This window comes from Pseudomonas sp. SH10-3B (assembly GCF_019891415.1).
Lineage (GTDB): Bacteria > Pseudomonadota > Gammaproteobacteria > Pseudomonadales > Pseudomonadaceae > Aquipseudomonas.
The window spans coordinates 98,338-110,900 of the sequence record NZ_JAFLXD010000021.1 but is presented as its reverse complement, the minus strand read 5'-3'; the positions used below and the strand labels follow the sequence as shown (position 1 = coordinate 110,900).

The following is a 12,563-nucleotide window of genomic DNA, read 5'->3' as shown; positions in this document are numbered from 1 at the left end:
CTGTCAAGTGATTATTTTCAGAAGCTTTCGAAGATTTCTTCAACAACTTCAACCACTTGCGCTTCCGATCTCTCGTCAGCGGGAGGCGAATTCTACAGCGTTACACGCTGCTGTCAACACCTCTTTTTCTCCGCTTTCGACCGAGAAGATCGAATCGTTAATAGAGCCAAATAACACGACACTATCAACTCCTTCTGGACTTCGATGAACTGAAGCAAACCGCTGTCTAATCTTGCATAACTCTTTGTTTATCAAGGAGTTTTACGTTTCGACTGCGCCGGAAGTGGGGCGAATTATAGACAGATATAATTCGCCGTCAACACTTAATTTCAGGTCATTCGGTTTTGAGCGTAATACGCGCAAATGCCTTCTTCCCTGCCTGGCAAATGTGGGTAGCGCCCAGTTCGTATATAAAGGTGCGATCTACCACCTCACCATCTATACGCACACCACCAGAACCCAGGAGATCACGCGCAACCGCGGAGTTCTTCACTAGACCTGCCTTATTAAGGACAGCAGCAATCGGCATGGCTTCGACAGCAGTCAATTCAATCTCAGGCAGATCATCCGGCAGCTCGCCATCCTTCATGCGATTACCCGCCGCACGATGAGCATTAGCCGCAGCCTCCTCACCATGAAAACGAGCAACGATCTCTTCGGCTAACTTAATCTTCACATCACGCGGATTAGCACCCGCCTCAACATCAGCACGCAGCGCATTGATTTCATCCATCGAGCGGAAGCTCAACAGTTCGAAATAACGCCACATCAGCGCATCAGGAATGGAGACCAGCTTGCCGTACATGACACCCGGCGCCTCCTGGATCCCTACATAGTTACCCAGAGACTTGGACATCTTCTTGACGCCGTCCAACCCCTCCAGCAAAGGCATGGTCAAAATGCACTGAGCCTCCTGACCATAAGCCCGCTGCAGCTCGCGCCCCATCAGCAGGTTAAACTTCTGGTCGGTCCCACCCAGCTCCACATCGGCACGCAACGCCACCGAGTCATAGCCCTGGACCAGCGGATACAGGAACTCATGAATGGCTATCGGCTGATTAGTGGAGTAGCGCTTATCGAAGTCATCGCGCTCAAGCATCCGCGCAACCGTGTACTGAGACGTCAGGCGAATGAAATCCGCCGGCCCCATCTGATCCATCCAGGTAGAGTTAAACGCCACCTCGGTCTTGGCCGGGTCAAGGATCTTGAATACCTGGGTCTTATAGGTCTCGGCATTATCGAGAACCTGCTCACGGGTCAGCGGCGGACGTGTAGCACTCTTACCGCTCGGGTCGCCGATCATCCCGGTGAAATCACCGATAAGGAAGATCACCTGATGCCCCAGCTCCTGGAACTGACGCAGCTTATTAATAAGCACGGTATGACCCAGGTGCAGGTCCGGCGCCGTTGGATCGAAGCCAGCCTTAATACGCAGGGGTTGGCCACGCTTGAGCTTCTCGATCAGCTCAGCCTCGACCAACAGTTCTTCCGCACCACGTTTTATCAGCGCTAGCTGCTCTTCAACCGACTTCATAACAGACCCGCAAGGCTCAGATTCAAAAGGGAACCAACCATACAAGATCAGGGACTAATTACAAGTTTTGCCCTGCGCACGGACACCGTTCAGCAAGCCCAGCGTTCGCGAGCTTGCGCCACAGATGATTTGGTTATATTTTATACAGTTATTTCATCTTCATCATGTCATTCATCTTTTCCATTTCATCTTCAAAGTCAAAATTACCTATGACCACTGAACCGTCTAAAGCGCCGCCGCTTTACCCGAAGACCCACCTGCTCGCTGCAAGTGGTATCGCCGCCCTTCTCAGCCTGGCACTCCTGGTATTCCCTTCCAGTGACGTAGAAGCCAAACGAACATCCCTGAGCCTTGACTTGGAGAGTCCGGTTGAACAACTGACACAAGATCAAGACGCTTCCGATGCCCAACAAGCCACAAATGCTCCAGTTGAATCACCGTTTGCCCAGATAGAAAACACGCCGGAAGATACCCAGCAAGCCGCTCAGGAACAGAAAAAGTCCGTAGTAGACGCTGCCAAGAACCCTCAACATCGCGAAGTGACGGTGGCCAAAGGCGACACGCTCTCGACCCTGTTCGAGAAAGTAGGCCTTTCCGCAGCAACCGTTAACGACGTGCTGGCCAGTGATAAACAAGCCAAGCAATTCACCCAACTCAAGCACGGCCAGAAACTTGAGTTCGAACTGACACCAGACGGTCAGTTGAACAACCTGCACACTAACGTCAGCGACCTCGAAAGCATCTCCCTTACAAAAGGCGCCAAAGGCTTTGCCTTCAACCGCACCACTACCAAGCCAGTCATGCGCTCCGCCTACGTTCACGGCGTGATCAACAGCTCACTGTCACAATCTGCCGCACGCGCCGGCCTGTCCCATAGCATGACCATGGACATGGCCAGCGTGTTTGGTTACGACATCGACTTCGCCCAGGACATCCGCCAGGGCGATGAATTCGACGTGATCTACGAGCAGAAAGTCGCCAACGGCAAAGTGGTCGGCACCGGCAACATTCTTTCCGCACGCTTCACCAACCGCGGCAAGACCTACACCGCCGTCCGTTACACCAACAAGCAAGGCAACAGCAGCTACTACACCGCTGATGGCAACAGCATGCGCAAGGCCTTTATCCGCACCCCGGTGGATTTCGCTCGTATTAGCTCGCGTTTCTCCATGGGTCGCAAGCATCCAATTCTGAACAAAATCCGCGCCCACAAAGGCGTCGACTATGCCGCCCCGCGCGGTACGCCCATCAAGGCTGCCGGTGATGGCAAGGTCCTGCTCGCCGGGCGTCGTGGTGGCTACGGCAACACGGTAATCATCCAGCACGGCAACACCTACCGCACCCTGTACGGCCATATGCAAGGTTTCGCCAAGGGCGTGAAAACTGGCGGCAATGTGAAGCAGGGCCAAGTGATCGGTTATATCGGCACCACTGGCCTATCCACCGGCCCGCACTTGCACTATGAGTTCCAGGTCAATGGCGTACACGTTGACCCGCTGGGCCAGAAACTGCCGATGGCCGACCCGATCGCCAAGGCCGAACGCGCGCGCTTCATGCAACAAAGCCAGCCGCTGATGGCGCGCATGGATCAGGAGCGCTCCACCCTGCTGGCCTCGGCGAAGCGCTAAGGGATGGCGCTCTATATAGGTGTGATGTCCGGGACCAGCCTCGATGGCCTGGATATCGCCCTGATCGAACAAGACTCGGCGGTCAATCTGATCGCCACCCACTACACCCCCATGCCGGACACCCTGCGCGCAGAACTGTTAAGCCTGTGCGCCAGCGGCCCGGATGAGATTGCCCGCTCAGCGATTGCCCAGCAGCACTGGGTCACTCTCGCCGCCCGGGGCATTCACACCCTGCTCGACCAGCAAAACCTCAAGCCTCGGGACATACGCGCGATCGGCAGCCATGGCCAGACCATCCGCCACGAGCCCGCCCGAGGCTTCACCGTGCAGATCGGTAACCCGGCGCTGCTCACGGAGCTGACGGGCATCACCGTAGTCAGCGACTTCCGCAGCCGCGATGTCGCCGCTGGCGGCCAGGGTGCGCCTCTGGTACCCGCATTTCATGAAGCGTTGTTTGGTGAAAGCACCGGCCACCGTGCAGTATTGAATATCGGCGGTTTCAGCAACCTGAGCCTGATCGAGACCGGCAAGCCTGTCGCCGGCTTCGACTGCGGTCCCGGCAACGTCCTGCTGGACGCCTGGATCCACCACCAGCGCGGCGAACACTTTGATCGTGACGGCCAATGGGCAGCCGGTGGCAACGTCGAGCCACAACTGCTCAAGACGCTACTCAGCGACCCATTCTTTATAACTAAAGGGCCGAAGAGCACCGGGCGCGAAGTCTTCAACCTGGCGTGGCTGCAGCAGCACCTTGGCAGCCTGCCAGCATTCCCTCCCCAGGACGTCCAGGCCACCTTGCTGGAATTGACCGCCTTGACCATCGTCGAATCCCTGCAAACGGCACAACCCCAGACCGAAACCCTGCTGGTCTGTGGTGGCGGCGCCCATAACCTTACATTGATGAACCGCCTGGCCGCCCTGCTGCCATCTACCCAAGTCAGTAGCACTGCCACTTATGGCGTAGATCCTGACTGGGTCGAAGCCATGGCCTTCGCCTGGCTGGCTCACTGCTGCCTGGAAGGCATTACCGCCAACCGGCCCAGCGTCACCGGAGCACGCGGACTACGCGTACTCGGCGCGATCTACCCCGCCTGACTGCCTTCCACCAGGATACTCAGACACAAAAACGCCGCTTGGCCGATCAAAGCCAAGCGGCGTTTTTTATTCGTTTTGGATCAGGCTATCAATCAGATCGAAAACGAAGACCCACAACCACACGTGGTGGTGGCGTTAGGGTTCTTGATCACAAAACGCGAACCCTCAAGACCTTCCTGATAATCCACCTCGGCGCCTGCCAAGTATTGAAAACTCATCGGGTCCACAACCAGGCTCACACCCTCGCGTTCAACAATGGTGTCATCGTCGGCCACATCTTCATCGAAGGTGAAACCGTACTGAAACCCTGAACAACCGCCGCCCGTAACGAATACGCGCAGCTTCAAGCGATCATTACCCTCTTCATCGACCAGGCTCTTCACCTTGTGCGCAGCACCGTGGGTGAATTGCAAAGCCGTGGGGGTGAAGGATTCAACGCTCATGCTGATAATCTCCCGGCGTAACGCCGCCATATGCGTAATGGCGGGCATTATCCGCTTCTCCTAGAAAAGCGGTCAACTATTGTTACGGTATATCAATCTGCATCGCCGCCATTAGAAACACAAAAGGCCCGATCAACGGGCCTTTTGTACATTCAGGAAATCGTCTTAAGGCAGCATGCCGGCGTGGGACAGGCCCAGCTTTTCATCCAGGCCAAACAGGATGTTCATGTTCTGCACCGCCTGGCCCGACGCGCCCTTGACCAGGTTATCGATCACCGACAACACCACCACCAGGTCACCATCCTGCGGACGATGCACCGCAATACGGCACACGTTAGCGCCTCGCACGCTGCGGGTTTCCGGATGGCTGCCGGCAGGCATAACATCGACGAACGGCTCGTTGGCATAACGCTTTTCAAACAAAGCCTGCAGGTCTACCGAACGATCGACTACGGTGGCATACAACGTGGAATGAATGCCACGAATCATCGGCGTCAGGTGTGGCACGAAGGTCAGGCCAACGTCCTTGCCGGCGGCGCGACGCAGCCCCTGGCGGATTTCCGGCAAATGGCGATGCCCTTTTACTGCGTAGGCCTTCATGCTTTCCGACGTCTCGGAGTACAGCGAACCGACCGCTGCACCACGGCCGGCGCCGCTGACGCCCGACTTGCAGTCTGCGATCAGGCGCGAAGCATCCGCCAACCCAGCTTCCAGCAACGGCAGGAATCCCAGTTGCGTCGCCGTCGGATAGCAACCCGGCACAGCGATCAGACGCGCCTGCTTGATCTGTTCACGATTGACTTCCGGCAGGCCGTACACCGCCTCTTCCAACAGTTCCGGAGCACCGTGCGGCTGGCCGTACCATTTGGCCCATTCGTCGGCGTCTTGCAGGCGGAAGTCAGCCGACAGGTCGATGACCTTGGTGCCAGCGGCAAGCAGTTCGCCAGCCAACGCATGGGCAACGCCATGAGGGGTGGCAAAGAACACGACATCGCAGGCGCCAAGAGTGTTGATGTCCGGAACACTGAACGCCAGGCCGTCGTAGTGGCCTCGCAGGTTCGGGTACATATCGGCCACGGCCAGGCCGGCCTCGGATCGAGAGGTAATGACCACCACCTCAGCTTGCGGATGCTGAGCCAACAGACGCAGCAATTCGACACCGGTGTAACCTGTGCCGCCGACGATACCGACCTTGACCATAAACCTGCCCTCAACGAACCACTGGAAAGCCGTCGATAATAGGGGCCGCATCGTCCTGCGACAACCGTCAACGTGACGTACGGGCGCATGAGCCACTACTATCTTCGCTACCGTGAACCTGGGAATAACTAAAAATGCTTTATCTATGGGTCAAAGCCTTCCATATCGTCAGCATCGTCTGCTGGTTTGCCGGGCTGTTCTACCTGCCACGCCTGTTCGTCTACCACGCACAGAGCGAAGACACCGTCAGCAAGGAACGCTTCAGCGTCATGGAGCGCAAGTTGTACCGCGGCATCATGGGCCCGGCGATGCTGGCCAGCCTGGTGTTTGGTATCTGGCTGATAGCCCTTAACCCCGGCATTTTTAAATCCGGCGCCTGGATCCACGCCAAGTTGACCCTGGTAGTGTTCCTGATTGGTTACCACCACATGTGCGGCGCGCAGGTAAAACGTTTCGCCCGTGGCGAAAACACCCGCAGCCATGTCTTTTATCGCTGGTTCAATGAGGTCCCGGTTCTGATATTGCTGGCAATCGTAATTTTGGTCGTGGTCAAACCGTTCTAACTTCAATTATTCGGGGTACCTCCAAATGTCGCTGCCCGCTCTGCTTGAACAACGTCTGCGCCTGCCCGTGGTGGCTGCGCCGATGTTCCTGATTTCCAATCCGCAACTGGTACTGGCCTGCTGCCGCAATGGCGTGGTCGGCAGTTTCCCGGCGCTCAACCAACGCGAGAGCAGTGGTTTCAAGGCCTGGCTGCAGGAAATCGAAGCGGGTCTGGCGCAGTTGGACAATCCAGCCCCCTACGCCGTCAACCTGATTGTGCACAACAGCAACCCTCGCCTGGAGGCGGACCTGGCGATCTGTGTTGAACACAAGGTACCCATCGTCATCACCAGCCTGGGCGCGGTGAAGGAGTTGGTGGATGCTGTGCACAGCTACGGCGGCCTGGTGTTTCACGACGTCACTACCCGGCGCCATGCTGAAAAAGCCGCTGAAGCCGGCGTGGACGGCCTGATCGCCGTCGCCGCAGGCGCCGGCGGCCATGCCGGCACCTGGAGCCCATTCTCGCTGATCGCGGAAATCCGCCAATTCTTCGATAAAACCCTGCTGCTGGCCGGCTGCCTTAACCACGGCCATGAGATCCTCGCCGCCCAGTTGCTGGGGGCAGACCTGGCCTATTTCGGCACACGTTTTATCGGGACCACTGAAAGCCACGCGCCAGATGCGTATAAAGAGATGCTGCTCACATCGCGCGCCGCTGACATCGTGCACACTCCTGCTGTCTCCGGTGTGCCTGCAAGCTTTATGCGCCAGAGCCTGGAAAACGCCGGTTTCGACCTCGCTGCCCTGCAAGGCAAAGGCGAAGTAAACTTCGGCTCCAAGCTCAAACCGTTGAGCGACGAAGCCAAGGCCTGGAAGACCGTATGGTCCGCTGGCCAAGGCGTCGGTGAGATCAATGATTTACCCAGCGTCGATGAACTCGTTGCCCGTCTGGATGCCGAATACCGCAAGGCGCTCGAGCAGGCGGCGCAGTTACGCTGGCCACGCTGACCCAACCGCACGGCCTGCCGATTGAGCAGGCCTGCACTACCCCACTGATTCCGTGACAAGGATGCCCGCATGAGCGACAACCGTTTCAAGATTGTGTTTGATGGAGCCTTGCTCCCGGGTGTCGAAAGCACCACGGCCAAGCTGAACCTGGCTGAACTGTTCAAGAGCACAGTCGAGGAAATCGAGAAACTCTTCACAGGCCGCCCCGTTGCGCTGAAGCGTGACCTGTCCCGCCCCGACGCCGAAACCTACCTCACTGCGCTGAAAAACGCCGGGGTCGATGCGCGTATCGAAGCAGAACAACCCGTGGCCTTCAGCCTCGCCGAAACCCACGAGACAGGTTCCGCCGCCACTGACTTCTCTCGTCCAGCCGCTTCCCCCTACGCACCGCCACGCGCCGCCGTAGGTGAGAACCTGCCGGAGTACTCCACCCTCAAGGTCTTCACGATCCACGGACGGATCGGCCGCCTGCGTTATCTCGCCTGGACGTTGGTGCTGACCCTCACGCTGTTGGTAGCGGGTGGCATCATCAGTACCGTCAGCTTTGCCGTGGCCACCGCCTCGCCGACAGCAGGCACCCTCCTCGGCGTGCTGCTCGGTCTCGCGTTGTTTGTGGCACTGGTCTGGGTCAGCGTTCAAATCGGCGTTCAACGCCTGCACGACCTGGGCTGGTCCGGATGGCTTTACTTGCTGAACCTGGTACCGCTGGTGAACAGCATTTTCCCGCTTCTGCTGCTGGTTTTGCCGGGTAATGCGGGCGCCAACCAGTACGGCGCACCGCCACCGCGCAACTCCACTGCGGTGAAAGTCCTGGCCTCGCTGTGGCTGGCATTCATTCCGCTGATGCTCATCATCGTGGTAACGCTGGGCATGAACGGCTACTTGGACCAACTCGAAGCCAACGTGGATAGCAGCTACGAAAGCAGCTCCATCACCTCCGATGACGACGCCGACCAAAGCGTGATCGTCGAGGAAGAAGACGCGCAAAGTGCTGACGACGCGGCCGAACCTGTAGACTCTCCAGAACAGTAAAGAAACGCCCCGCGCCTGTGATGCCTCCATCCCAGGCGCAGCGCGTTGCGATGGAGAAAGGCATGACCCGTTACGCTCTGATCACCGGTGCCTCCAGCGGCATCGGCCTGGCTTTGGCCGAGGCCCTGGCCCGTCGCGGCCGCAGCTTGATTCTGGTGGCCCGCCAGCGTGATCAGTTGGAAAGCATTGCAATCGAATTGACCCAACGCTTCGGCGTCGAGGTGCTGTTTCGGGCATGCGACCTGGGTGAGCCATTGCGCTTGTCCGGGTTCCTGCTGGAGCTGGAAGAAGGCGAGCGGCAGATCGATTTGCTGGTGAACTGCGCTGGCATTGGCACCAGTGGGCCATTCCTGGCTCAGGACTGGATGACCGAGCAAGACCTCATCGAAGTCAACATCCTCGCCCTCACCCGCATGTGCCACGCCCTGGGCAATACCATGGCGCTGCAAGGCGGCGGACAGATTCTCAACGTCGCCTCGGTCGCAGCGTTCCAACCCGGACCCTGGATGAGTAGCTACTACGCCAGCAAGGCCTATGTGCTGCATTTCTCCGAAGGCTTGCGCGAAGAACTCAAGACCTGTGGCATCAAGGTCTCGGTGCTTTGCCCAGGCCCTACGCGCACCGCCTTCTTCGGTACAGCGCAGATGGACACCGCCAAACTCGACCGCAGCGAGCAATTGATGAGCCCGGAAGAAGTGGCGCTCTATACCGTGCGCGCACTGGAAAAGAACAAAGCCATCATCATTCCCGGGCGACGTAATCGCTGGCTGGCCTTCAGCCCGCGTTTCAGCCCGCGATGGCTGACCCGCAAGATCGCCGGCGCCATCAACAAGGCCTATTGCCCACGCTGATCGCCTGAGTACACTCACCTTGCACTTTCATAATGGAGAAACAGCTGTGGATACTCTGTTCACCAAGATCATCAACAGAGAAATACCCGCGAAGATTATCTACGAAGATGATCAAGTCCTCGCCTTCCACGATATTGCCCCACAGGCGCCGGTACATTTTCTGGTTATCCCGAAGAAACCTATCCGTACATTGAATGACCTGACCGAGGACGATAAAGCCCTGGCCGGCCATATTCTGTTCACCGCCCAACGCTTGGCAGTGGAGCAAGGCTGCGAGAAAGGTTTCCGCGTGGTGATGAACTGCAATGAAGACGGTGGGCAGACGGTTTACCACATCCATATGCATGTACTGGGTCAGCGCCAGATGAACTGGCCGCCGGGCTGAAATAGCCCGCTGCAAGGGGCGCGGTCCAAGGCTGCGACCCCATGCCCTTGACTCAGGGCAAACGCGTTCCTCTCTCTTGCGGTAAACTGGCCGCCGAGATTCTTCCTGGAGGTCAGCATGACTACCCAACGTCACTACTCGCCGATAGACCGTCTGTTGCTGCAAGCCGACATGGCCATGCGCACGTTGCTGCCCTTCAGCGGCCAACCCTACCGTCCGTCGCCCGCCATCCTGCAGCCTGATGCGCAGATGAGCGAGACCGACACCCGTCATGTGGCTGGCCTGATGCGCATCAACCATACCGGCGAAGTCTGTGCCCAGGCGCTGTACCAAGGCCAGGCCCTGACCGCCAAGCTGCCGCAGGTACGTGCAGCCATGGAGCACGCCGCCGAAGAAGAAATCGATCACCTGGCTTGGTGTGAGCAACGTATTCGTCAGTTGGGCAGCCACCCCAGCGTGCTCAACCCACTGTTTTACGGCTTGTCGTTTGGCATCGGCGCTGCTGCCGGCCTGATCAGCGACAAGGTCAGCCTCGGCTTTGTCGCCGCGACTGAACATCAAGTGTGCAAGCATCTGGATGAACACCTGGAACAACTGCCAGCCGACGACGAAAAGTCCCGGGCAATTCTTGAGCAGATGCGCATCGATGAAGCGCACCACGCAGAAAGTGCATTGGATGCAGGCGGTTTCCGCTTCCCGGCGCCAGTGAGATTCGGCATGAGCCTGCTGGCCAAGGTCATGACCAAAAGTACCTACCGCATCTGACCCAACCCGCACCTGCAAAAAAGGGCGCTCTCGAAGCGCCCTTTTCTTTTGCCTATTGGCGATCAACCCAACTCGATGATCTCGTAATCATGAGTGATGGCCACACCGGCTGCGCCGAGCATGATCGACGCTGAGCAGTACTTCTCCGCCGACAACTCGATGGCACGCTTGACCTGGGCTTCTTTCAACGCCCGGCCCTTCACCACAAAATGCATGTGGATCTTGGTGAACACCTTGGGATCTTCAGTGGCGCGCTCGGCTTCCAGGAAGGCTTCGCAGCTTTCTACGGCCTGGCGGGATTTTTTCAGGATGCTGACCACGTCGAAATTGCTGCAACCGCCCACACCAAGCAGAAGCATTTCCATCGGGCGTACGCCCAGGTTACGGCCACCGGCTTCCGGCGGGCCATCCATGACCACCACATGGCCGCTGCCCGACTCACCGAGGAACATGGCTTCGCCCGCCCATTGGATGCGTGCCTTCATCGCCCAGACTCCACTGCTAAAAAAGGGTCGCCAGCTTAGCACAGGGCCCGGACGCGGCAGGGTTTCCCATCAAAGCGATCAATAACGGGGGGTTGCTCGGTAAATTCGCTAATCGAGTCAGAATGTGTCTGTTAAGCTGGCGCCAAATGAGTGGCGTATTGCCACCCTCATACAACGTGTATCAATGCCGATACCGCTGACTACAACAATCCCAACCACCTCGTGCCGACTTTCGGGATACAACCATGGTTGCTCTGACGCCCATACCCAAGATCAAAAATCTCGACAAGTTGCTGATGCACTGCCAACGCCGGCGCTACCCGGCCAAGCACAACATCATCTGTGCTGGCGAACGCTCCGAAACACTGTTCTTCATTATCAAAGGCTCGGTCACCATCCTGATCGAGGATGAAGACGGTCGCGAAATGATCATCGCCTACCTTAATACCGGAGATTTCTTCGGGGAGTTAGGGCTGTTTGAACAAGCCGGCAAGGAACAGGAGCGTAGCGCCTGGGTACGGGCCAAGGTCGAGTGCGAAGTGGCCGAAATCAGCTACACGAAGTTTCGCGAGTTGGCCCAACAGGATCCCGACATCCTCTATGCCCTCAGCGGTCAGATCGCCCAGCGCCTGCGAGACACCACGCGCAAGGTCGGCGACCTGGCGTTCTTCGACGTCACCGGGCGTGTGGCGCGCTGCCTGCTGGAGTTGTGCAAGCAGCCCGACGCCATGACACACCCTGATGGCATGCAAATCAAAGTCACGCGCCAAGAGATCGGACGTATCGTCGGCTGTTCACGGGAGATGGTCGGCCGCGTGCTCAAAGACCTGGAAGAGCGCAACCTGGTGCACGTCAAAGGCAAGACGATGGTGGTGTTCGGTACCCGTTAACCCGGCAGGAAGCTGGCCAGCATTTGACGGTACAGGGTGTCCAGCCGGCTGATTGCATCCGGCGCGGGGAATGCTTCGTGCAGGGCGATATGGCTGTCGGCACGCACCCGCTGCTCCAGGCCGCAGGCTTCGTTGAAGCGATTGACCGCCGCGATCAGTTCTTCGCGATCGTTATCCAGCAACAACGCACCGTGCACCAACCCCACCGGGCGGCCACCACTCTGTCGCCAGCGCTGGGCAGTGCCGACCATTTTGCGACCGTTGAGGTTAACGTTGTAACGACCGTCGCAGAACGCTCCGTCAATTTCGCCGACGGAGGCATCCCCGCCCAGCTCGATGAGCAAATCGCAGATCGGTTGGCATAGACGCTGATAACCGGTTTCGATACGTCCCTGATCGCCTTCACTGCGCGGGGGAGCGTAAACCAAGGCGATATTGACGGTGGCGCTGGACTGCGGCACCGGTTCGCCGCCAGTTTCGCGCAAGAGCACCGGCCAACCGGCATCCGCCGAGACCCGGCTCGCCGCTTCAAACGCGGGCAAGCGACTCAGACGACGCGGCATCACCAGCGCCTGATCGCTGGGCTGCCAGAACAGCAGCCCACACTGCGACTCACCCGCGCATACGGCGGCCAGCAGGTCTTGCTCGGCGGCAAGGCCTGCTTCAACACGCATCGACACTGGCTGGATCAATGGGCACCTACC

The 12,563-nt window shown here is 58.3% G+C and carries 15 protein-coding genes; 10 read left to right on the top strand and 5 right to left on the bottom strand.

What is annotated here, in order from left to right; translation table 11 throughout:
- A partial coding sequence (locus J1G35_RS17250) for a hypothetical protein (RefSeq protein ID WP_223015527.1) occupies nt 1–208 on the top strand: 208 nt, incomplete at its 5' end.
- A gap of 126 nt (nt 209–334) precedes the next feature.
- Here the strand turns inward: J1G35_RS17250 and tyrS are convergent.
- The gene (gene tyrS, locus J1G35_RS17245) at nt 335–1,534 is read right to left on the bottom strand and encodes a tyrosine--tRNA ligase (RefSeq protein ID WP_223015526.1); all 1,200 of its coding nucleotides are present in this window, start codon (nt 1,532–1,534) and stop codon (nt 335–337) included.
- Between the two features lie 209 nt (nt 1,535–1,743).
- Between tyrS and J1G35_RS17240 the strand changes: the two genes are divergently transcribed.
- The gene (locus J1G35_RS17240) at nt 1,744–3,162 is read left to right on the top strand and encodes a peptidoglycan DD-metalloendopeptidase family protein (RefSeq protein WP_223015525.1); all 1,419 of its coding nucleotides are present in this window, start codon (nt 1,744–1,746) and stop codon (nt 3,160–3,162) included.
- A gap of 3 nt (nt 3,163–3,165) precedes the next feature.
- A complete protein-coding gene (locus J1G35_RS17235) occupies nt 3,166–4,257 on the top strand; it encodes an anhydro-N-acetylmuramic acid kinase (protein WP_223015524.1) in 1,092 nt (363 codons plus the stop codon).
- Nucleotides 4,258–4,349: 92 nt separating this feature from the next.
- Here J1G35_RS17235 and erpA read toward each other — a convergent pair whose 3' ends face one another.
- Together erpA and argC are read right to left on the bottom strand one after the other, a co-directional pair.
- Complete coding sequence (gene erpA / locus J1G35_RS17230) at nt 4,350–4,700, bottom strand: iron-sulfur cluster insertion protein ErpA (RefSeq protein WP_003176443.1); 351 nt, start codon at nt 4,698–4,700, stop codon at nt 4,350–4,352.
- Between the two features lie 165 nt (nt 4,701–4,865).
- Nucleotides 4,866–5,900 (bottom strand): N-acetyl-gamma-glutamyl-phosphate reductase, encoded by a 1,035-nt coding sequence (gene argC, locus J1G35_RS17225; protein ID WP_027605886.1) that lies wholly within the window; start codon nt 5,898–5,900, stop codon nt 4,866–4,868.
- A gap of 134 nt (nt 5,901–6,034) precedes the next feature.
- Here argC and hemJ point away from each other — a divergent pair, with 134 nt between their 5' ends.
- The 6 genes from hemJ (at nt 6,035) to coq7 (ending at nt 10,484) form a co-directional block, all read left to right on the top strand.
- Nucleotides 6,035–6,463 (top strand): protoporphyrinogen oxidase HemJ, encoded by a 429-nt coding sequence (gene hemJ / locus J1G35_RS17220; RefSeq protein WP_053131219.1) that lies wholly within the window; start codon nt 6,035–6,037, stop codon nt 6,461–6,463.
- Between the two features lie 25 nt (nt 6,464–6,488).
- Nucleotides 6,489–7,451 carry a nitronate monooxygenase family protein gene (locus J1G35_RS17215; RefSeq protein WP_053131216.1) on the top strand — a complete coding sequence of 321 codons (963 nt, stop codon included), beginning with the start codon at nt 6,489–6,491 and terminating at the stop codon, nt 7,449–7,451.
- 69 nt (nt 7,452–7,520) lie between these two features.
- Entirely contained in the window at nt 7,521–8,483 is a 963-nt protein-coding gene (locus J1G35_RS17210; protein ID WP_223015523.1) for a DUF805 domain-containing protein, read from the top strand.
- Between the two features lie 62 nt (nt 8,484–8,545).
- A complete protein-coding gene (locus tag J1G35_RS17205; protein WP_053131210.1) occupies nt 8,546–9,334 on the top strand; it encodes an SDR family oxidoreductase in 789 nt (262 codons plus the stop codon).
- Nucleotides 9,335–9,380: 46 nt separating this feature from the next.
- The gene (locus J1G35_RS17200) at nt 9,381–9,719 is read left to right on the top strand and encodes a histidine triad nucleotide-binding protein (protein ID WP_003194682.1); all 339 of its coding nucleotides are present in this window, start codon (nt 9,381–9,383) and stop codon (nt 9,717–9,719) included.
- 117 nt (nt 9,720–9,836) lie between these two features.
- Nucleotides 9,837–10,484: a 2-polyprenyl-3-methyl-6-methoxy-1,4-benzoquinone monooxygenase gene (gene coq7, locus J1G35_RS17195; RefSeq protein WP_053131207.1), complete on the top strand. Its 648-nt coding sequence runs from the start codon at nt 9,837–9,839 to the stop codon at nt 10,482–10,484.
- A 62-nt stretch (nt 10,485–10,546) separates the two neighbouring features.
- Here the strand turns inward: coq7 and J1G35_RS17190 are convergent, their stop codons facing one another.
- The gene (locus J1G35_RS17190; RefSeq protein ID WP_005792019.1) at nt 10,547–10,969 is read right to left on the bottom strand and encodes an OsmC family protein; all 423 of its coding nucleotides are present in this window, start codon (nt 10,967–10,969) and stop codon (nt 10,547–10,549) included.
- Between the two features lie 245 nt (nt 10,970–11,214).
- On the opposite strand from J1G35_RS17190, the gene crp reads away from it, so the two are divergent.
- Nucleotides 11,215–11,859 (top strand): cAMP-activated global transcriptional regulator CRP, encoded by a 645-nt coding sequence (gene crp, locus J1G35_RS17185; RefSeq protein ID WP_223015522.1) that lies wholly within the window; start codon nt 11,215–11,217, stop codon nt 11,857–11,859.
- On the opposite strand, the gene J1G35_RS17180 is transcribed toward crp, so the two are convergent.
- Entirely contained in the window at nt 11,856–12,551 is a 696-nt protein-coding gene (locus J1G35_RS17180) for a lipoate--protein ligase family protein (protein ID WP_053131201.1), read from the bottom strand. The two genes, crp and J1G35_RS17180, sit on opposite strands and share 4 nt — an antisense overlap.
- Between the last annotated feature and the right edge of the window lie 12 nt (nt 12,552–12,563).